Annotated in this window: 28 protein-coding genes and 1 tRNA gene; 6 read left to right on the forward strand and 23 right to left on the reverse strand. The window is 63.8% G+C overall.

What is annotated here, in order from left to right:
- Positions 1–14 precede the first annotated feature (14 nt).
- Both pnp and rpsO read right to left on the reverse strand, forming a co-directional pair.
- On the reverse strand, positions 15–2198 hold the full coding sequence (gene pnp, locus BV908_RS04505; protein WP_103737351.1) for a polyribonucleotide nucleotidyltransferase: 2184 nt from the start codon (positions 2196–2198) through the stop codon (positions 15–17).
- Between the two features lie 215 nt (positions 2199–2413).
- Positions 2414–2680: a 30S ribosomal protein S15 gene (gene rpsO / locus BV908_RS04510; RefSeq protein WP_011804393.1), complete on the reverse strand. Its 267-nt coding sequence runs from the start codon at positions 2678–2680 to the stop codon at positions 2414–2416.
- A 258-nt stretch (positions 2681–2938) separates the two neighbouring features.
- Between rpsO and BV908_RS04515 the strand changes: the two genes are divergently transcribed.
- The 3 genes from BV908_RS04515 (at position 2939) to greB (ending at position 4065) form a co-directional block, all read left to right on the forward strand.
- Positions 2939–3202: a hypothetical protein gene (locus BV908_RS04515; protein ID WP_246867440.1), complete on the forward strand. Its 264-nt coding sequence runs from the start codon at positions 2939–2941 to the stop codon at positions 3200–3202.
- Positions 3203–3349: 147 nt separating this feature from the next.
- A tRNA-Arg gene (locus BV908_RS04520) sits at positions 3350–3426 on the forward strand.
- A gap of 78 nt (positions 3427–3504) precedes the next feature.
- Entirely contained in the window at positions 3505–4065 is a 561-nt protein-coding gene (greB, locus tag BV908_RS04525) for a transcription elongation factor GreB (RefSeq protein WP_103737352.1), read from the forward strand.
- Between the two features lie 13 nt (positions 4066–4078).
- On the opposite strand, the gene BV908_RS04530 is transcribed toward greB, so the two are convergent.
- The 7 genes from BV908_RS04530 to BV908_RS04560 all read right to left on the reverse strand — a co-directional run bounded on the left by BV908_RS04530 (position 4079) and on the right by BV908_RS04560 (position 8635).
- On the reverse strand, positions 4079–6343 hold the full coding sequence (locus BV908_RS04530; RefSeq protein WP_103737353.1) for a bifunctional (p)ppGpp synthetase/guanosine-3',5'-bis(diphosphate) 3'-pyrophosphohydrolase: 2265 nt from the start codon (positions 6341–6343) through the stop codon (positions 4079–4081).
- A 101-nt stretch (positions 6344–6444) separates the two neighbouring features.
- Complete coding sequence (rpoZ, locus tag BV908_RS04535) at positions 6445–6648, reverse strand: DNA-directed RNA polymerase subunit omega (protein WP_011804389.1); 204 nt, start codon at positions 6646–6648, stop codon at positions 6445–6447.
- A gap of 15 nt (positions 6649–6663) precedes the next feature.
- Positions 6664–7284 carry a guanylate kinase gene (gene gmk, locus BV908_RS04540; protein WP_011804388.1) on the reverse strand — a complete coding sequence of 207 codons (621 nt, stop codon included), beginning with the start codon at positions 7282–7284 and terminating at the stop codon, positions 6664–6666.
- A gap of 159 nt (positions 7285–7443) precedes the next feature.
- Positions 7444–7728 (reverse strand): helix-turn-helix domain-containing protein, encoded by a 285-nt coding sequence (locus BV908_RS04545; protein WP_011804387.1) that lies wholly within the window; start codon positions 7726–7728, stop codon positions 7444–7446.
- On the reverse strand, positions 7725–8078 hold the full coding sequence (locus BV908_RS22710; RefSeq protein ID WP_011804386.1) for a type II toxin-antitoxin system RelE/ParE family toxin: 354 nt from the start codon (positions 8076–8078) through the stop codon (positions 7725–7727). Before BV908_RS22710 ends, BV908_RS04545 begins: the two co-directional genes overlap by 4 nt.
- 30 nt (positions 8079–8108) lie before the next feature.
- Complete coding sequence (locus BV908_RS04555; protein WP_011804385.1) at positions 8109–8414, reverse strand: hypothetical protein; 306 nt, start codon at positions 8412–8414, stop codon at positions 8109–8111.
- Positions 8415–8428: 14 nt separating this feature from the next.
- The gene (locus BV908_RS04560) at positions 8429–8635 is read right to left on the reverse strand and encodes a hypothetical protein (protein ID WP_011804384.1); all 207 of its coding nucleotides are present in this window, start codon (positions 8633–8635) and stop codon (positions 8429–8431) included.
- Positions 8636–8747: 112 nt separating this feature from the next.
- Here BV908_RS04560 and BV908_RS04565 point away from each other — a divergent pair, with 112 nt between their 5' ends.
- From BV908_RS04565 to BV908_RS04575, 3 genes are read left to right on the forward strand one after another with little or no spacing between them, the layout of a single operon-like run.
- On the forward strand, positions 8748–9104 hold the full coding sequence (locus tag BV908_RS04565; RefSeq protein ID WP_011804383.1) for a hypothetical protein: 357 nt from the start codon (positions 8748–8750) through the stop codon (positions 9102–9104).
- A complete protein-coding gene (locus BV908_RS04570) occupies positions 9101–9379 on the forward strand; it encodes a hypothetical protein (RefSeq protein ID WP_011804382.1) in 279 nt (92 codons plus the stop codon). The genes BV908_RS04565 and BV908_RS04570 overlap by 4 nt, the downstream gene beginning before the upstream one ends.
- Positions 9360–9692 (forward strand): hypothetical protein, encoded by a 333-nt coding sequence (locus tag BV908_RS04575; protein WP_011804381.1) that lies wholly within the window; start codon positions 9360–9362, stop codon positions 9690–9692. The genes BV908_RS04570 and BV908_RS04575 overlap by 20 nt, the downstream gene beginning before the upstream one ends.
- Before the next feature lie 711 nt (positions 9693–10403).
- Here the strand turns inward: BV908_RS04575 and BV908_RS22605 are convergent.
- From BV908_RS22605 to BV908_RS04640, 14 genes are all read right to left on the reverse strand, one after another.
- Positions 10404–10982, reverse strand: coding sequence for a hypothetical protein (locus BV908_RS22605; protein WP_011804380.1), 579 nt, complete (start codon positions 10980–10982; stop codon positions 10404–10406).
- Positions 10966–11187: a hypothetical protein gene (locus BV908_RS04585; protein ID WP_041835913.1), complete on the reverse strand. Its 222-nt coding sequence runs from the start codon at positions 11185–11187 to the stop codon at positions 10966–10968. The genes BV908_RS22605 and BV908_RS04585 overlap by 17 nt, the downstream gene beginning before the upstream one ends.
- 12 nt (positions 11188–11199) lie before the next feature.
- Complete coding sequence (locus BV908_RS04590; RefSeq protein ID WP_011804379.1) at positions 11200–12117, reverse strand: hypothetical protein; 918 nt, start codon at positions 12115–12117, stop codon at positions 11200–11202.
- Positions 12114–12962, reverse strand: a complete 849-nt coding sequence (locus tag BV908_RS04595; RefSeq protein WP_196995050.1) for a hypothetical protein — start codon at positions 12960–12962, stop codon at positions 12114–12116. Before BV908_RS04595 ends, BV908_RS04590 begins: the two co-directional genes overlap by 4 nt.
- Entirely contained in the window at positions 12959–13153 is a 195-nt protein-coding gene (locus tag BV908_RS22045; protein WP_041835912.1) for a hypothetical protein, read from the reverse strand. Before BV908_RS22045 ends, BV908_RS04595 begins: the two co-directional genes overlap by 4 nt.
- A gap of 120 nt (positions 13154–13273) precedes the next feature.
- Positions 13274–13939, reverse strand: coding sequence for a hypothetical protein (locus BV908_RS04600; RefSeq protein ID WP_011804377.1), 666 nt, complete (start codon positions 13937–13939; stop codon positions 13274–13276).
- A 76-nt stretch (positions 13940–14015) separates the two neighbouring features.
- Positions 14016–14267 (reverse strand): hypothetical protein, encoded by a 252-nt coding sequence (locus tag BV908_RS04605; protein WP_011804376.1) that lies wholly within the window; start codon positions 14265–14267, stop codon positions 14016–14018.
- Positions 14268–14296: 29 nt separating this feature from the next.
- On the reverse strand, positions 14297–14599 hold the full coding sequence (locus BV908_RS04610; RefSeq protein ID WP_041835911.1) for a hypothetical protein: 303 nt from the start codon (positions 14597–14599) through the stop codon (positions 14297–14299).
- Positions 14596–15747, reverse strand: a complete 1152-nt coding sequence (locus BV908_RS04615) for a hypothetical protein (protein ID WP_011804374.1) — start codon at positions 15745–15747, stop codon at positions 14596–14598. Before BV908_RS04615 ends, BV908_RS04610 begins: the two co-directional genes overlap by 4 nt.
- Entirely contained in the window at positions 15744–16427 is a 684-nt protein-coding gene (locus BV908_RS04620; RefSeq protein WP_041835908.1) for a helix-turn-helix transcriptional regulator, read from the reverse strand. Before BV908_RS04620 ends, BV908_RS04615 begins: the two co-directional genes overlap by 4 nt.
- Before the next feature lie 100 nt (positions 16428–16527).
- Positions 16528–17940, reverse strand: a complete 1413-nt coding sequence (gene dnaB, locus BV908_RS04625) for a replicative DNA helicase (RefSeq protein ID WP_103737354.1) — start codon at positions 17938–17940, stop codon at positions 16528–16530.
- The gene (locus BV908_RS04630; protein ID WP_011804371.1) at positions 17937–18827 is read right to left on the reverse strand and encodes a DUF1376 domain-containing protein; all 891 of its coding nucleotides are present in this window, start codon (positions 18825–18827) and stop codon (positions 17937–17939) included. Before BV908_RS04630 ends, dnaB begins: the two co-directional genes overlap by 4 nt.
- 6 nt (positions 18828–18833) lie before the next feature.
- On the reverse strand, positions 18834–19046 hold the full coding sequence (locus BV908_RS04635) for a hypothetical protein (protein ID WP_041835907.1): 213 nt from the start codon (positions 19044–19046) through the stop codon (positions 18834–18836).
- 11 nt (positions 19047–19057) lie between these two features.
- Positions 19058–19294, reverse strand: a complete 237-nt coding sequence (locus BV908_RS04640; protein WP_011804370.1) for a phage transcriptional regulator AlpA — start codon at positions 19292–19294, stop codon at positions 19058–19060.
- Positions 19295–19321: the final 27 nt, after the last annotated feature.

Consider the following 19321-nt stretch of genomic DNA (forward strand, 5'->3'; position numbering starts at 1 on the left):
GAAACACCCCCGGCTTACTGCTGCTGTTGCTCGGAAGCACCGCCATCACGGCGCTCACGACGCTCGCCCCGCTCCGCAGGGGCGGGACGGCCGCTGTCGCCAGCGGGGCGGTCAGCCAGCGCCTTCATGGACAGCTTGACGCGGCCCTTGTCGTCGGTCTCCAGCACCTTGACCTTCACGATCTGACCTTCCTGCAGGTAGTCGCCCACCTTTTCCACACGCTCGTGGGCGATCTGGCTGATGTGCAGCAGGCCGTCCTTGCCGGGCAGCAGGTTGATCAACGCGCCGAAGTCCAGGATCTTGGTGATCGGGCCTTCGTAGACCTTGCCCACTTCAACCTCGGCCGTGATCTCTTCGATGCGGCGCTTGGCTTCATCAGCCTTGGCAGCCTCGGTGGCTGCGATGGTGATGGTGCCGTCTTCCTCGATATTGATCTGGCACCCGGTCTCGTCCGTCAGGGCACGGATCGTGGCGCCGCCCTTGCCGATCACGTCGCGGATCTTCTCGGGGTTGATCTTCATCGTGTAGAGCTTGGGCGCGAAGGACGAGATCTCGGTCTTGGCTTCACCCATGGCTTCCTGCATCTTGCCCAGGATGTGCATACGTGCTTCCTTGGCCTGCGCCAGGGCGACCTGCATGATTTCCTTGGTGATGCCCTGGATCTTGATGTCCATCTGCAGGGCGGTGATGCCGTTGGTCGTACCAGCCACCTTGAAGTCCATGTCGCCCAGGTGGTCCTCATCGCCCAGGATGTCGGTCAGCACGGCGAAGCGGTTGTCTTCCTTGATCAGGCCCATGGCGATGCCGGCCACGTGCGCTTTCATGGGCACGCCGGCATCCATCAGCGACAGGCAGCCGCCGCAGACCGATGCCATGGACGAGGAGCCGTTGGATTCGGTGATCTCCGACACCACGCGGATGGTGTAGGGGAACTCGTCCTTGCTCGGCAGGCAAGCCACCAGGGCGCGCTTGGCCAGGCGGCCGTGGCCGATTTCGCGGCGCTTGGTCGAGCCCATGCGGCCCACTTCACCCGTGGCGAAGGGAGGCATGTTGTAGTGGAAGATGAAACGGTCTTCGAACTCGCCGGCCAGTGCGTCGATGCGCTGCGCATCGCGCTCGGTGCCCAGCGTGGACACCACCAGCGCCTGGGTCTCGCCACGCGTGAACAGGGCGGAGCCGTGGGTGCGCGGCAGCACGGAGTTGCGGATCTCGATGGGGCGCACGGTGCGCGTGTCGCGGCCGTCGATGCGGGGCTCGCCGGCCAGGATCTGGCTGCGCACGATCTTGGCTTCGATGTCGAACAGCAGGGCCTCGACCTTCACGGCGTCGAACTCCACGCCCTCGCCCTTCAGCGATTCCAGCACCGAGGCCGACGCCTCGCGCAAGGCCTGGGTGCGGGCCTGCTTGCTGCGGATCTGGTAAGCCGCGCGCAGCTTGTCCTCTGCCAGGGCCGTGACCTTGGCAATGAAAGTCTCGTCCTTGGCAGGCGGCTGCCAGTCCCACACGGGCTTGCCAGCGTCGCGCACCAGCTCATGGATGGCGTTGATCGCCACCTTGCCCTGCTCGTGGCCGAACACCACGGCGCCCAGCATGATCTCTTCGGACAACTGCTGCGCTTCGGACTCCACCATCAGCACAGCGGCCTCGGTGCCCGCCACCACCAGGTCCAGTTGCGAGCTCTTGCGCGCGGTCTGCCCGGGGTTCAGCACGTATTCGCCATTGACGTAGCCCACGCGTGCGGCGCCGATGGGGCCATTGAACGGAATACCGGAAACGGACAGCGCTGCGCTCACGGCGATCATGGCGGCGATGTCAGCGTCCACTTCGGGGTTCAGCGAGATGGTGTGGATGACCACATGCACCTCGTTGTAGAAGCCCTCGGGGAACAGCGGGCGGATCGGGCGATCGATCAGGCGGCTGGTCAGCGTCTCCAACTCGCTGGGCTTGGCCTCGCGCTTGAAGAAGCTGCCGGGGATCTTGCCGGCGGCGTAGGTCTTCTCGATGTAGTCCACCGTCAGCGGGAAGAAGTCCTGGCCAGGCTTGGCCTGCTTGGACCCCACCACGGTAGCGAGCACCACGGTGTCGTCAATGTTCACCAGCACGGCGCCTGAGGCCTGCCGGGCGATCTCACCCGTTTCCATGACAACGGTCTTGTCACCCCACTGGAACGACTTGGTGACCTTGTTAAAAATGCTCATAATGACTCCTTGCTCTCAAAATAATAGCTGGCAACGCTGTACCAGCAAGGCTTGGAGCGCAATTCAGAACACGATGCCATTCCAGCGGCCCTGCCCTGCCCATCGGAAGGCAAGGCCCCTGGAATGACACAGCTTCGCTCTGCAGTTGCGTCTCCGAAGTAAAAAACGCCTGAGCTAGACAGAGCTAACCCAGGCGTCTCGGCATGCCGGCGCGCTTACTTGCGCAGGCCCAGCTTGGCGATCAGTGCCGTATAACGGTCGGCGTCCTTGGCCTTGAGGTAGTCCAGCAGCTTGCGACGACGGCTCACCATGCGCAGCAGACCACGGCGGCCATGATGGTCCTTGGCATGCTGCTTGAAGTGAGGAGTCAGCTCGTTGATGCGGGCGGTGAGCAGTGCCACCTGGACTTCCGGGCTACCCGTATCGTTGGCGGAACGGGCATTGGCCTTGACGACTTCGGCCTTGACGGATGATGCGATCATGTTTTTTCCTTGATAGAAGAGCCCAAGCAGGCAGCCGCATTGCTGCACCAACTGCCTATGGCTCTGGTTGTACTTGCGCCGCGACTGGAAGGGTCGACAGCGTGCGTCTTGCACCATGCAAAACCTTGAGATTATACCGCTGCGCTTTTCCCCACTTCTTCGCCGCCGCCCAACCCCTGTGCAGCAGGCTTTCGGGCATGATGCAAACCGTACTGCAAAACGTTGCAACGCCCTTTCTGAAAGACCACTATGCGCTTCATGGATACGTTTGTCCGCCGGTCTCTTTCCCTGCCAGTGGGTGTCGGCGTGACCGCGCTCTTGTTGTCCTTTACGTCACTTCACAGCCATGCCGCAGCCACACCCGAGAAGGCAGCCAGCGCTTCAAAGAGGTCCAAAGCCATCCGGATCAAGCACACGCAGAACCATTCCGGCGAAAGCCAGGCAGAGCGCGACCGGCGCCTCTACCGGGAGTGCAAGGGCATGCCCAACGCAGGCGCCTGCCTGGGCTACACACGCAAGTGAGCAACATCGAGCGATTTCGCAAAACCGGGCGAAAACTCCGCTACAATCACGCCATCGTCACAATGCGCTGATCGACTGAGTTAGTTAATTAACCAGTGACGATTTTTTGAAATAGCTTGAAAACTTCGTGCTATAATTCAAAGCTTAGCGGCTGTAGCTCAGCTGGATAGAGTACTTGGCTACGAACCAAGGGGTCGTGGGTTCGATTCCTGCCAGCCGCACCAAACGGTAAGCCCTGGAACTGCAAGGTTCCAGGGCTTTTTCGTTTTTGGCATTTGCTCCCTTTCAGGCACGATAAGCATATGAGCAAGGCATTCACCAAAGAAACCGATACCGACGACGAACCGTCCCTCCCCCCGCAGGCGCCGGTGGGGCCCGGCAAGAACTACATCACACCCCAGGGATATGCGCGCCTTCGCCGCGAGTTGCTGGACCTTATCGATGATGAGCGCCCCAAGGTGGTGGAAATTGTCCATTGGGCTGCCAGCAACGGAGACCGTTCGGAGAACGGCGACTACCTGTACGGCAAGAAAAGGCTGCGCGAGATCGACAGGCGCATCCGTTTCCTGACGAAACGGCTGGAAATCGCGGATGTCGTGGACCCATCGGTACACGCGGGCAGTGACCAAGTCTTCTTCGGCGCCACGGTCACCTACGCCGAGGAGGACGGCATGGAGCGCACGGTGACGATTCTGGGCATTGACGAAGCCGACAACAGCCTGCAGCAGATCAGCTGGATTTCTCCCGTGGCGCGCGCGCTGCTCAAAGCCCGGGAGGGAGACGAAGTGACCCTGCAGACTCCCGCCGGCCTACGTACCTTGGAAATCCAGCGTGTCGAATACCCTGTCGCGGCGCCTCGGTGACGAACCCAGGCCCTCAAGCGGGCTGGGGAAGCACGCGGAACGCTCGCAATACGGAATGCGTGCGGCGCAGATTGCGCAACACGGCCTCTACATGGTGTTGATCACGCACAGCTGCCACAAAACGCAGATCAGTGGTGTCCATCGCATCGTCCATGTCCACACGGACGATATCTGCCTCTGAGTTGGCAAATTCGGATGCGATGCGAGCCAGTACCCCCTTGCCATTGGTCACGGTCACGGTGATACCGGTCTCGAATTGGCGGGTAGGCTCATCGGACCAGTCGACGGCAATGAAACGCTCGCCATCTTTGTGCTGCAGTTTCTTGGCTACACCGCATTGCGCGTGATGGACCACCAGGCCCTCGCCGCGGCCCAGGTATCCCACGATGGGATCGCCCGGCACCGGGCGGCAACACGCTGCATATTGAACAGATGCATTCTCGCCGCCGTCGAGGGTGATACTCCCTTGCGAGACTGTTTCATGGGAGCTGTAGCGCTCGCGGGTCAGCAGCAATGCATCAGGCCGCTGGCCATCTTCCGATAGCAACACGACCAGGCGCTTGGCCACGATGCCGGCAATGCGCTTGCCCAGTCCCACATCGGTCATGAGTTCCGCGCGGCTGCGATTGCCCGTAAAGCGCAGCAGTTTTTCCCAAATGGGCGCTTGGGTCTGCACGTCAGGCAGTTGTTCGATGCCCTCGGCGCGCAGCGCCTGGGTCAGCAGTTTCTCGCCCAGGCCCGCCGACTCGTTCTGCGCCAGCGTCTTGAGATAGTGGCGAATCTTGGAACGCGCGCGCCCTGTGCGCACGAACCCCAGCCAAGCCGGGTTGGGCCGGGCGCCCTGGGTGGTAACGATTTCCACCACATCCCCGTTCTTGAGTTCGGTGCGCAGGGGCACCTGTTCGTTGTTGATGCGCGCCGCCGTGGTGCGGTCGCCCACGTCGCTGTGGATCGCATAGGCAAAGTCCACCGCAGTGGCTCCGCGGGGCAAGGCCATGATCTGGCTCTTGGGCGTGAAGACATAGACTGCATCTGGGAATAGGTCCACCTTGACGTGGTCCCAGAATTCGGCCGCGTCGCGCGTTTCATTCTGGATGTCGAGCAAGGACTGCAGCCATTTGGTGCCCAGGCGTTCTGCCACCGCGCCATCCGCATCTTTCGCCTTGTAGAGCCAGTGCGCCGCCACACCCGCTTCCGCCACGATGTGCATTTCCTCGGTGCGAACCTGAAACTCGATATTCAGGCCAGCAGGTCCCACCAGCGTCGTGTGCAGCGACTGATAGCCGTTGAGCTTGCCAATGGCGATGTGATCCTTGAACTTGCCCGGCACCGGCTTGTACATCTGGTGCAATACGCCCAAGGCGGTATAGCAGTCCGTCACCGAATGCACGATGACACGGAAGCCATAGAGATCCGTCACCTGCGCAAAGCTCAGGTGCTTGGTGATCATCTTCTGGTAGATCGCAAAGAGTGTCTTCTCACGTCCCGCCAGCCGCACGTGCATGCCCAGCCGCGCAAATGCGGCATCCACTTCCGTCTGCACCTTCTGCACGATGTCGCGGCGTCGGTTGCGCGACTTCGTGACCGCTTTGGACAGCGTGGCATAGCGCCATGGATGCAGGTGGCGAAAGGCGAGGTCCTGCAGTTCGCGGTAGGTCTGGTTCAGCCCCAATCGATGCGCGATGGGCGCATAGATCTCCAGCGTCTCCGACGAAATGCGGCCCCACTTGCTGCGCGGCATGTCGGAGAGCGTGCGCATGTTGTGCGTGCGGTCCGCCAGCTTGATGAGGATGACGCGCACGTCGCGTGCCATGGCCAGCAGCATCTTGCGAAACGACTCGGCCTGGTTCTCCTCACGGGTATTGAACTGCAGCTTATCGAGTTTGGTGAGACCATCCACCAGTTCCGCCACAGGCGCACCAAACCGGTCGATGAGATCGGACTTGGTGATGCCGCAATCTTCCATGGCGTCGTGCAGCAAGGCTGCCATGAGGGCCTGGACATCCAACTTCCAGCTCGCGCACAGCGCCGCCACGGCAATCGGGTGCGTGATGTAGGGCTCGCCACTGCTGCGCAACTGCCCCAAGTGCGCTTCATCGGCGTAACGGTACGCCTGGCGCACCTGCTCGACGCTGGCTTCGTCAAGGTAGTCGAGTTTTTCCAGCAGCGCAGCAAAGCTCGCCGCCGCGGCGTTGGCGGCCGCAGCAGAAGAACTGTCAACCGCCACAGGGACGGCCTGCGGATTGTCAACAGCTGCCTTGTTCAACACGACGTTCATGGCTTAAATGTAGCGCGCCCCGCCCGAGCGGCAAGCGCAGGCAAAAAAAAGCACCGCCACGCGGTGCTCTTTTACCGGGATCACCGGAGGCTGACGATCGCTCAGCCCGGAACCTTCTTGAGCATTTCCAGGCCGACCTTGCCGGCGGCGATTTCGCGCAGAGCCGTCACGGCTGGCTTGTTGCGGCTCTCGATCTTGGGGGCGTGGCCCTGGCTGAGCATGCGGGCACGGTAGGTGGCGGCGAGCACCAGTTGAAAACGGTTGGGAATCTGCTCGAGGCAGTCTTCCACGGTAATGCGGGCCATGGTGTTCTCCAGGGATCAGGGAATATTGAGCGACTCGAAGGTTTCGGCCCGGGCGCGGCGCTGGGCTGCGTACTTGAGACGCTGGGCATGAACGATGGTTTTCAGGTCGAAAAGCGCTCGCTCAAAGACCTCATTGATTATAACGAAGTCGAATTTGCTGGCCTGCGCCATTTCCTCTGCCGCGTTCTCCAGGCGCAGGTCGATCACGTCAGGCGCATCTTCGCCCCGGCGTTCCAGCCGGGCGCGCAACTCGTCCCAGCTGGGCGGCAGCACAAAGACCAGCACGGCGTTCGCGAAGGCCTGCTTGATCTGCAGCGCGCCCTGAAAGTCGATTTCCAAGACCACGTCCGCCCCCTGGGCCACGCGCTCCTCGATCACCTTGCGGGAGGTTCCATAACGGCGTCCATGGACGTTCGCCCACTCGACGAAGCCGTTAGCCGCCACCATCGCGTCGAACTCCTGCTCGGAAGCGAAGAAGTACTCGCGGCCGTGCTTTTCCTGCCCGCGCGGCGCGCGGGTCGTGTGCGACACGGAGGGCTGCACATGTGAGTCCAGCTCCAGCAGGGCCTTGACCAAGCTGGATTTACCCGCCCCGCTGGGGGCAGAGACTACAAACAAATTTCCGGGATAGTCCATATGGAGTGTGCGTGAGCCGCTATCAAAACAGGATTATCACTCGATGTTGCACTTGAATCTTTAGTACGTCGCTGGAACCCGCATGGAACAAGGCTCTGAGCCAATGCGATCTTTCAGCGGGTACAGCAGCGGGTACAAGATTTTTCGAGGTGCCCGGTGTCAGGCCAGAGCCTCGATGACGGCTTGCGGGTTGCGCTCGATCACGTTGAGCAGCACCAGCGCCGGGCCGTGCGGGGTACGGTCGCCACGCTCCCAGTGCCGCAACGTCGCGGTAGAGAACCCGAAGCGGGCCGCGAACTGTTCCTGGGTCATGCCCACCTTGGCGCGCACGGCCTTCACGTCGATGGCGCGCGGGCGATGCACGCGCACGCCCCTCTCGTCGCCCCTGGCGTGGGCGATGGCCTCTTGCAGGCCCTGCTTGATGCTCTCGAATGCGGTGCTCATGATGTCTTTCCTCTCCAGATTCCGACCAGCACATCAACCAGGTCGGCCAGGTCGTTGCGCTCGGCCTTGGTCAGGTTGGCCTTGTCGCCCTTGGCAAACAGCGTCAGCAGGTACAGCGGCATGAGGTCGTCGTGGTAGTAGTAGATGACACGCACACCGCCGCTCTTGCCTTGTCCGCCACGGCGCCAGCGCAGCTTGCGCACGCCACCCGTGCCTTCCATGATGTCCCCGGCCTTGGGGTGTTCGGCCAAGTAGTCGATCAGGTCTTGGCGCTCTTCCGCGCTCAGTAGCTTGTCGGCCAGTCGGGTATAGGTGGGCAGCTCGGCGATGCCGTGCAGGGCTTCATTCATGGCCTATTCTAATCCAATGGATTACCTTATTCAAGGCGAACCATACCCGGCAATCAGCACGTTGAGGCTCTGGAGCACGGCGGCCACCGCTGCCGCCCTGGCCGCCCAGGAGTTGAGCCTCGATTGCGCGTTCAGGGTAGCGATGAGGTCGAAACGCTCGCCATCGGGCGTCATGCCGACGGAATCCCGACCGCCCATGAAGCCCTGATACGCGCTTTCCATCGGGCCGTCATAGTCCGAACGCACCACTCGAACAGAGGCCAGCCACCAGAGGATAGCCGCCGCAAAGGCGAAGACGGCCGACATGATGTTGAGTGCGAAGGACAGGTATTTCATGCCAGCGCCCCCGCTCAGTCTTGAGTCTTCAGCACGGCGCGGTCGATCTCGAACCCCTCGCGCACCACCTGGCCGCAGCAAGGACACACGTTCTTGTCCTGCCGGCGGCCCATCGCCCGATACACCGTGCTGGGAGAAATCCCCATCTTCTGAGCGGCCGCATAGGGGGTCGTGCCCTTCTCGATCAACTCCAGGGCACCTTGTGTCTTCGATTTCGTCATTGGTTTCGCCATCACTGTTCGTAGGCTGAAGTATGGCAGTTCTAGGAAGTGCTTGACAACAATATATGCCAGTTCCTACCATAGACATACATCAACCACAAAGGAGCCTGACATGGCGCGAAGCAAGAGCATTTCAGAAGGCGCTCAGGCGCTGGAACAAGCAGGGTCGGCGAGCCAAGCCGTCACCCATGCCGAACAGGGCGTTCAGGCGTTCTTCGGCCGCTCCCCGGAGAACATCGTCCAGCCGCTGCACCGTTCCGTCGAGGCGTTCAACTGGCTGGGGGCGTTGTTCCAGTGCATCGAGGAAGCAAACAACAGCGGCGACCGTGCCCAAAGCACCGCGCTTATCCAATCCCTGTCGTCGCTCGGGGCCTACGTCGCTGCCGACTACCAGGTGAGCATCATCGGCGAGCCGGCCGACGAGTTGCAGGCGTGCATTCTGGCGGCCAGGGAAGGAGGTGCGGCGTGAGCGTGACGCAATCCACTCCCGACGCCCCGGCGGTCACGATGTTGGAAGCACGCCTCGCCTTTGAGTGCCTGCTTGAGCAAGAGAGGGACGTGTTCGCGCTTCTGTCGGCAATCCGTGACCGTGACAACGGCAGCGACCTGACCACCACGCGCCTACTCGAAATGGCGTGGCTGCGCGCGGGAGAGAACGAGCACCAGAAGACCGCCGGCGAATACTTCGGCGTGGACATCTATGCGAAATACGAAAGGAAAGAGCATGACGACGACGGGCAATGATGCGCTCGCACTGTTGCCAGCCAAGGATCAGCCTTCGGCGCTGGTTGAAGACGAAGATGCACGTTGCCGGGCAATCCGGAATGCCGGTGCGACAGTCTGGGATGCCGACGAAGTGACGGTAGCCGTGGTCGAAGCCGCATTGCTGCCCGATGGGTCGGAGCCTCCGCCGTGGCTGGACGACATGGGAATGAAGCTCATCGGGTTGCTCAAAGAGCGTGCCCAAAAATATATCCAGGCCCAGCGCAAGGCGCGTGCGCGTGCCAAAAAGGCCAAAGACTGGAGGGGCCTCAAGGTCGTGAATGGAGGGGGGTAGGCTGTTATGAGGTAGGCACCTGCCCCACCCAGAAATTCCACATGCCCGGCCGCGCGCCGGGTTTGTCATTTCTGGGGAATGGGGCGCCTCGGTCTGGGTAGCCTTCTCCCAGGTTCGCTCTCCGCTAGCGATCACCTTGCGGCGCTGGGCAACGGGTCACTGCGTGCTGTCCCACCCTCCGGCGGTTCTCCCGAGGCGTAGAGGCATCGTAGCATCCGTAGGCCAGCGTCACGTCCGCCGCCGGCAGGCCGGGCAGCAGCAGCGCCGCGCACGAACCGGCCCCGGCTGTCGCGGCCCATCGGCTGCGCCGGCGCGCGCGTGACGGCTTGGCGCGTGGCACGCAGCTCGGCCACGGCGCGGTATTGGCGCCCTGGCGCGGGGCGGGCGCCATCGGCTGGGCCAGAAAAGCAGCGGCCAGATGGATGCCACCTGATCGGGGGTGCCCTGCGCCTGGAGCGAACGTCCAGGGTTGCTCTCCGCCGTGGCAGCGCCTAGAGCGCCGGGGGCGGGTCACGGCTTCGCGCACTGAGCCGGGCACGGAGCAAGCCGCCCACGGCCGTGCAGTTCCGAGGAACCACGTTCCCCAGCCCCCTTCCGGCTGGGTCACAAGGCACGGGGCTATCGTAGCAGGCGGGGCGGGAGCTGATCTACTCGGTATCGGCCGCCGCGTCGATCATGACGCCTGACTGCTCCCGGTGGCCGCTGTCACCCCTAGCTTTGGTCATCGCACTCATCTTTCAGCTCACGCTCACGCATCACGGCCGCCTGCCGCTCCCGCGACTGCCGCATCCGGTCATCGAACAGGCGCGCCAGTGCGGCGCCGTCCGGCCCGTTTACCGTCACGTCGGCCTGGTGCTCGATGCGGTCGCGCCACTTGTCGGGCTGGCGGTTCTTCAGCCAGATGAAGGCCGCCCCCGTGTCCGGTGGGTAGTGCTTGGTGAGCGGCGTCACCGTGATTTCGCCTTGGTAGTTGCTGACATGCACGTCCGGGTGCGAGTAGCCGACGGCGCGCTGGTACAAAGCGGCGGCCACTTTCGCATCGGCATCGGCCTTTCCCTCTTTTATGGACTCGCAAAAATCCTTGTGAGCCTTCTTCCAGCGGTGAAAGGTCGCCTCGGACACGCCGAAGAACGCGGCCATTTCGGCATCGGTCTGGCCCAGCAGCGCCAGCCTACGGGCCTGCTCGGCGTAGGTGGCCCGGTAGAGAGTCGGGCGGCCGCGCGCCGGTGCCGGTGTGGCCTGGGCCTTGCCGGACTTGCGAGGGCGGGGCGGCTTATTCGGGGCGCTCATGACGTTCTTGCCGGACGATGTCGATCTTGGCGGCGAACTCGGCCAAGTGATCCAAGATGGCCCCGACTTCGCTTTGCTGAACGAGCGGCAGCGTCTCAGAAATGTGCAAGCCGCCACGCAGATGCGCGCGCCCAATGGTTTCCAGCATGTAGAGAACGCGGGTCATGGTGTCCGGCTTGCCCGGTTGCTGATTGCTGGTCGGCATGGCTCCTCCTGGTCAGGGCATCATGAAGGTGTCGAGCTGCGAAAAGGCCATCGCCAACTCCTGCAAGCCGTCTTCGCGGCGGGAAAGGCTCACGTCGAGGCTGATCGGGCGGAACAGGCCGATGCTCTGGTACCCGCCCCGGTTGCTTTCGGGCGTGATGAACGAATGCACCAGCTTGATTCTGATGGCGTAATTGGCAGGCACACCGACAGTGCCATCTTTGGCCGCCACGGCTGCCGCATGATGCTCAAACCACATCTTCAGGGAACCGGCCTGGTCATCCAGCGTCGTCATGCGCAGCTCGATTGGCTCCGCCCCCTGCACGGCATCAACCACGGCGCCGCCCACTCGCCGCTTGTCGCCGGCGATGATGAACGGCGAATACTCGACCTCGGTGGCGAACAGGTTGAAGCGGTCAGGCATATTCATGCTGCCGTTGTTCAGTGCGCTTGTCACCTCCAGCAGCCAGAGGTTTTTCTTGGCGAGGCGCTCACCGCGCACCTGGTCGTAGATACGCTTGGCCTCGCGTGCGCTGATGCCGCCCAGCAGCGGCGTGGCCGCGCCCCAGTACGCCACCTGCGAGGCGACGCCGCCGCCGAAGCCGGGCAGCAGCTCGTTGAGCAGGCCGGAATCCAGCACGCGCAGGCCCGCCGAGTTCCAATCTCCGTTCATGAGGTCGCCCACGGCGCCCGCGCCCACGTTGATCGCACGCTGCGCCTGGATGGGGATGTACTTGTTCACCAAGCCCAGGCCCGCGTTCTCGGCTGCGCTCTTGCCCATGCTCACCACGGTCTGGGCGAGCTTGCCACCGCCCAGCATCTGCGTGGCCGAGTCCGACACGCCGCCCAAGGCCGCGTTCAGGCCGGAGCGAATGGAGCCGAGCAACCCTTGACTGGAGAGGCTTTCCGCCACGTTGTTGTACAGGCTCACGTCCGGAACCCCTCAAAGCCAGACAACGAATCCCCAGCGTTCACCCAGTCTTTGCGGTCGATGCCCGTGAGCGAGCACAAGGTCAGGGGGACGGTCAGCTCAATGAACCGCCCCTTGGCATCCACGGGGGAACTGAGGGGCACGCCGATAGCCTCAATCACCATCGGCGAGAAGATGCGGTTTTTGTACATCATGGCGATCTTCACGGGCGACGTGGACGGCAGTAAGGCATCCACCCATTCCCGACTGCCCTTGGCGGCTTCTGCGGCACGGGAAAGGATGGTGCTGTTCTCGTCCAAATGCACGGGCAGCGCCCATTGCATCAACTGGTTGACGGGCGCTTCGACCTCGCTGGCCGAATCGCGCCAGGCCCGGAACAGCGCCGTCACCGTGATCTTGACGGGCGGCATTCCGTTGAAAACCTGCGTGCTGTTCAGCTTCGTGATGCCGGTGCGCCCCTCGAACTGCTTGAGCGTACCCGCCCCGGCTTCAAACTTGCCGGAGGTCTGCTTGTCGCTCTTGAACGGATTTAGCGCGTCGATGACGGGCTGGAGCGTGCCCGATTGCAGCATGGCGAAGATCGTCGGTGCCCGCGTTTCCGGCCCGGCGTTCTCGAACGGGCTTTGCCAGTTGAGCAGCATTTCCAAATTCGCATCGCTCAAGGGTGCGCGCACGATGGGGCTGCCATCAACCTGGCTCCAGTAGCCATCCTTGGAAGAACCATCCCGCTTGACTTCCCAGAAGCTGGCAATCAGATGCGGAGAAAGGCCATTCCAGAGCGATGTCAATGCATTGGTGTCGGCGCTGGCCGTGACGGTGATGGGTGCGAGGGTGGTCACCATCATTCCACCTTCGGCACGGTCGAATACGCCAGCAGCGTTTCGGCGGCCTTCACTCGCTCGGCGGTCGGGGCGCTGGCATCACGCGCCACCTCGGCCAGGGTTTCCACGGCAATGCGGGCGTGTCGGGCGGCACTGGCTCGAATGCCTACGATGCTGGGGGCGCGTTTCACAGGAGTGTTGGAAGTCGATTGCATCGCTATCTCCAAAAAAAGGGCGGCCGGGCCTCAATGAGCGTTCCGCGTTGGGACGCGGGGGCTATTTCCGAGACTGGAATCGGTGTTGCATTGACCCCTCTGCGCCCGGCCATTGATCGGTCAGCGGCGGGCAGGCGCCGCCAGTAGCGCGGCGACTTCTTCCGCCAACTGAGCAAGCCGCGATTTCTGCTCGATGTGGCGCATCTCCGCCACCCGCATGGGTTCCGGCTCGATACCGGGCGGCAGGTCGGATTCGTCGCCGGTGCGGATGAACCGCTCCAGCGCGGCAATCTCCGCTTTCAGCGCATTCTCTTCAGCCTCGAACTGCTCGCGGTCAGGCATGGGGGCCACGCGCTCGATGATGGCCTGATCTTCGACACCCAGCAGCTTCAGTTCCCGGCGCTTTTCCCGCGCAGTGCCTTCATACGCAGCGACGATGCGCGGAATGCTACCCAGCCGCTCAATGGCCGCGAACATGCGCTTCGTCGCCGCTCGCGTCAGCGGCTCCAGCCTGGCGCGCTCGGCGTCCTGCACGGAACGGGCATCTTCGCCCAGGCGGCCCAGGTCGCGCAGCAAGGCCGTGGTTTCCAGGCCCAGCTTCTGAAGGGCCTGCATCGGCGCATCGTTGGGGAAGCGGTGCGCCGCCGCAGCGTACAGAGCTTCCAGTGCGACAGAATCCGCCGCGCGCCGAATGTCGGCCTTCAGCTTCCGAGCGATGCGCACGGCGTCGGGGTCATTGCGAAAGGCCATCAGGTCTTCCAGGTTGGGCAAGGGCGGGCAGGTCATGGGTTTCTCCAAAGTCGATACGGCATTGTCTGCACGGCATAACCGGGATAAATGCACGTTTTTCCGGCTTTGGTGCCTAGATTGCGGTCAGTTCTTTCACGGTTGCATCGAAGGCCCGGAGCGTCTGGTGAAGGTGCTCCGCCACACGCGCGGCGGTCGGTTTCTGGCCGGCCTCGACCAACTGGCGAGCGGCCAAGTGGATGAACTTCTCCGGCGTGGCGACGGCGGCCGCTTCGGCCAGGGTGTTGACGCACGCCAAGGCGATACCGTGAACGATGCCGTCCGTTTCCAGGGCGTAGGTGGATTCTCTCGGGGTGTTGTTGGGCATGGTCTGGTTCCTTTCGGTTGGTGATGGGTTCAGGGGGCGAGGTCGTTGCCATATTCCCGCGCGATGCGGTCGAGGTGGCGGTCTTTCAGATTGACGCCGCGAGCCTTGCATGCGGCCATCAGCAAGGCGTCACGCTGGCCCAGCAGCTCAAGCTCGACGGCGCCGACAAGTGGTTTGCCATCCTCATCGCGCAGCCGGTCTTCCCCCTGCGCGGCAAAGATCGCAGCATGAACGAAGGTTGCCGCAGGGCGATAAGCGCCGATTTCCCGCGCCAGGGCCTCGCACCTGGCGGCAAGGCGGTTGATCTTGATGTCTTGGACAATCGCTTTCATGCCGCCCCTCCTTGGCCGGCCTGGGCCAGAATGTCCCGAATCGCCGAAACCTGATCCGGCGAAAGGTTGAATTGCTTGCCCAGCGTCTCGGCGGCCGTCTTGGCGGCCCGGCGCGATGCCGCCGCGACCTTCTTGGGCGGCTTGGTGGCGGCCACCTTCGCTGCGCGGGCGAGCGCGGCTTTCTCCTGAGCCTTTCGAGCTTCGGCGCCGCGCTGCTCGCTGGTCTTGATAGCGCGCGGCCGCTTGGCCTGCTTGGCTGCCAACGCATCAGCCTCGGCCTGCGTGGCTTGGTGCCGCACCTTGTTGTCGGCGCTGGCAAGCGCCTTTGCCATGACGCGCTCAAGAAAACCGAGCACGGCCGCAGATTGCACGATTTCCATCATCACGCGCAGGACGTGCTTGCAGGCCACCCCCTGCAATCCGGGGTTGCGAATCTTCGGATAGCCATGCTCATCGCGCCCGGCGTTGTACCCGCCGATGGTCGCCAGGTAGCGCAGGAAAAATTGCGTCCTTCCGCAATCGCAATCGAAGGCAAGGTAGCCCTCGCGCATCCTGGTGGCCGCCTGTTTCGGGGTGAGGGCTTTCGGCGTCTTCTTCCCCTCCGTGGTCGTGGGCGTCACCATCATTTGGCGCGCCATCTCGCCATATGCACGGAACCGCACAAGGACGTGATGCCGCGTTGCGTCGGAGTCCGGGCTGGCATCGGTCAGGAAGCGGACATCAAGGCTATCTCGCTCTCGTGCCGACACCATGCTGCTGACGGGAACGGCCATGCGGATTTCCTTGCGGGCGCGGCCCAGGTCACCTTCGTCGCCGGGGTTCCGGGGGTTTTTGAGCGGGTTGCTGGCCGCCAGGTCGATCACCTGCTGGGCGGTAATGCCTGCGGCAGTGATGCGCGATTGCACCGTCTGCATGTTGCGGCGGAACGTGCCGAGGTCGGCGGCCGTGATGTCGCGGCGCACGCCCCCAAGGGTCGTTTTCAACGCGCGATAGGCGTCGTACTGTCCCTGCACATCCTGCTTGGAAAGGATGATGCTGTTGGCGGCCTTTTCTGCCGCCTTCCGCTGGGCCGCGTCCTGCTTGGCGAGCTTCGCGGCTTCGCCGATGTGCCCCCGAACGTTGCCGAGCGGGCGATTCTTCGTGTTCATCGGGCAGCCTCGCTTGCACCGCCGGCCACCCCCAGGTGAAGCCGCTTCAGCGCCGTGTCTGCATCGCGGGCGCCAGCCTGCAACCGTTCGAGCCGGCCGGCAAGGGTGGCGGACGCCGGCGTTTCATCGAACCCCGGATTGCGCGCGCGGTAGGTGCTCAAGCCCTCGGCGACCTCGCGCACGCCGGCGACCAGCGCCGCCGTATGCCGGCTGACGGCCAGAACCTCGCGGTGCAGGTGATCGAGGGCTGCCATGTCGCGCTCGCGCAGCTTCTGCCAGACGTTGAGCAACCATTCCTGCGTGCCGCGCGGCGCGCCGACTTCCCAGTCATCGGTGACGCCGAACAGGAAGTCGATGCTGACCTCGTACACCTTGGCCGCGCGCAGGATGAGCCACAGGGGCACGCTGTTGGTGTCCGTCGCTCCCTCGACCTTGGAGAGCTTGGACGAGTTCGAGTAGCCCAGGCGCTGCGCGGCCACGCTCTGGGAGAGGTTGCACAGCTCGCGGGCCTGGCGCAGCCTGTCTCCGATCACGCGCACCAATTCCAGTTGCTCCACCTTCGGGCTGCTGGCGAACAGAACGGGCGCCGGCAGCGGGCCGTCTTCAGCCATGAGCACGTTTTCCAGCCAGTCGCTGTGCGTGGCGTTCGGCATCTCGGTTTCGGTCGTGGCATCGGCCATCGGTTCGTCCTTGCTTTGTGGTTGGGGGGCGGGCTGAAGTCGCCAGCAGGCCACCGGGATTTGGGAGAGCGCCCGCAGCAGGGGCAACAGGGGCGGAAGGTCAGTCACCAAATCCCCTCCGGGTTTCGCGTGCAGGTGCTTCGCCCTTGGCCTTGGCGGCAGCGAAGTCGCGCACGTCGGCATCGAGAAAGCGGGAGTGCCAGCCCTGGAAGATCAGCGGCACGTCGCCCGTCGGCCCCATGCGCTGCTTGCGCACCAGGATTTCGGCGAACCCCTGCAACGGGCCGTCCGGGCGGTAGTAGCCATCGCGGTAGGCCATCATCACCACGTCGGCATCCTGTTCAATGGCACCGGATTCGCGCAGGTCGGACAAGATGGGCCGCTTGTCCGGGCGGGCCTCCACGGCGCGGGAGAGCTGAGACAGCAGGATGATCGGGCAAGCCAGCTCCCGCGCCAGCAGCTTCAGCGCGCGCGTGATGCCGCCCAGTTCGTCGTTGCGGTTGGCGCCGTCGCCACGCATCAGTTGCAGGTAGTCGATCACGATGAGGTCGAGCGCCCCCAGGCGCTGGCTCTGTTTGCGCGCGGCAAGCCGGATACGTGCCACGCTGGCAAGTGCCGGATCATCGGCAATGACTAGACGCTGATTGCGCAGGCGATCCAGGGCGGCCGACAAGCGCGTAAAGCCGTCCTGGCTGATGCGCCCGGAGCGCAGGGCCTGCGTGTCGATGGCGCCGAAGCGCGCGACGCTGCGCTCGGCAAGCTGGGCTGCGGACATTTCCAGCGACACAACGAAGGCCGCGCCCCCGGCCAAGGCCACGTTCTCGGCGATGTTCACTGCCAGCGTGGTCTTGCCCATGCCTGGCCTGCCCGCCACGATGATGAGGTCGCCGGCTTGCAGGCCGCAGGTGAGTTCGTCCAGCAAGCGGAAGCCGGTGGCCAGGCCGGACACGGCGCCGCCGTCGTTCATGCGCTGGTCTATGGCGTCCAGCACGCCGGGCAGCAGCTCGCCGATGGTCTGGGGTTCTCGGCCAGCATGGCGGGTGTCGGCCAAGGCCATGACCATGCCCGTGACCTGCTCCACCAAGCCCGCGGTGTCATTGGCGCGCGAGGGTTCGGCAGCCAGCGCGGCAATGTCCTGGCCCAGCGCCATCACGTCACGGCGCACACGGCAGCCGCGCACGATTTCCGCGTAGCGGCGGATGTTGGCCGCCGAAGGCGTGTTCTGCGCCATCGCATTGAGGTAGGCCAGGCCGCCCACCTGCTCGGCTTCGCCGGCTGCGCGCAGGGCCTCGTACACCGTCACCACGTCGGCGGGCTGCCCTCGGTCGAGCATGGCCGCGATGCAGGAAAAGATGCGGCGGTGGTCGGCGTGGTAGAAATCGCCCTCGGTGAGCTGCCCGTCCAGGCGCTCCCAGGCGCCATTGTCCAGCAGCAGGCCGCCCAGGACGGATTGCTCGGACTCGATGCTGTGCGGCGGCAGGCGCAGGCCGCTCATGTCGTCGTAGGCGTTCATGCGACGCTCCGGTTCTCGTACTGGCCTTCCAGCACCTTGGCGAAGTTTTCGGCCTTGACCAGCCATGCGAGGTTGCAGCCGCTCCACTTCCCATCACGGCCCATCAGGAAGTCGGACTCGGCCACGTAGCCGAAGAAGCGGTCGAAGAAGTCCAGCCCGCTGGCCGTGTCGGTGGCGTAGCGCCCGCCGTTGGGCTTCTTGGCGGTGAGCACCCAGCGCCAACGCGCCTTCAGGCTGCTGACCCGCTGGCCGTCCCACACACGGGGTTGGGGCAGCCCAGGCAGGTGCTTGGCGTACAAGGCCAGGATTTCCTGGTGCGGGCACGCAGGGGCGTCAGGCTCGGCCTGATGCCCTCCCATTCCGTCAGGAATGGGTTTCTTTTTAATGGTGGTAGTGGTGGTGGTAGTGTCGTCACTCCCACCGGATTCCCGCGTCGCTTCCGTGTCGTTCCCTTGTCCGTCCCCGGACTGTCCCGCATGTGTCCCACGGGACAACTCGACATCACGGGCTTCCCGCTGCTTCTGGCGGTAGGCGGCCTTGCGCTGGGTTTCACGGGTCTTGCGGCCGATCATGTCCAGCACCAGCTCGGTCAGCACAGGGTGGTACAGGCGCCCGTCGTTAGCTTGCGACCAGCCACGCAGCAAAATCGGTTTGGCCGTCAGGAACTCGTCCAGCGACAGGCCCAGGCGAGCCGCGATGATGGCGTCTTCACCGGGCAGGGAACCGCAAGGCGTTTGCTGCCAGGCAATGAACCAGAGCATCAGCAGCAGGGGGCGCTGGCGCGCGTCGGCAAGCGCCCAGGTATCGGATTGGGCGATGCGTTCGCAATCCAGCTCGAACCGGAAGCCGCCGGCTCTGGTGGTGGAGGGATAGGGAGGCTGCTGCATGGCGCGCTATTCCTCAGCGTTCAGGACGTGCTTCATTGCCTCGGCCCAGGCGTGAACCAGCGGAGCGAGCTGCCGGCGGGGCGGCGGAGGACTCACAGAGCCGGGGCGCGTCAGGTCGCGCAACGCGCGTGCGTAAGTCATCGCCGTGGTAAACGCCTGCTGGCGTTCGCCGGCGAGCTTGGCGCGGGCGTACGATGCGGGAGTGCGGTTGGTGGACATGGCAGCCCCGGTTACAGGGTTGCCAAGTGCGCGCGCAGCTCGCCCACGTTGAAAACGGTACGGCGAGGGGAAATGCGCTTGGGCTTGGGGAGATTCCCGTCGCGGGCCATGCGCCACGCAGTGGTGACGGACACGCCGCAAAGCGCGGCGGCAATATCGAACCCGACGTTGGCCGAGTCGGGCAGTTGGTCAAAATTCCTCAGCGCATCAGGGATGCGTTTTTCTTTTCCATCGCTCGCTTTCGCCATGTCATGCACCCTCTTGGTGATTTATGA

Source organism: Diaphorobacter sp. LR2014-1 (genome assembly GCF_002916785.1).
In the GTDB taxonomy this organism is placed as follows: Bacteria; Pseudomonadota; Gammaproteobacteria; order Burkholderiales; family Burkholderiaceae_C; genus Diaphorobacter; species Diaphorobacter nitroreducens.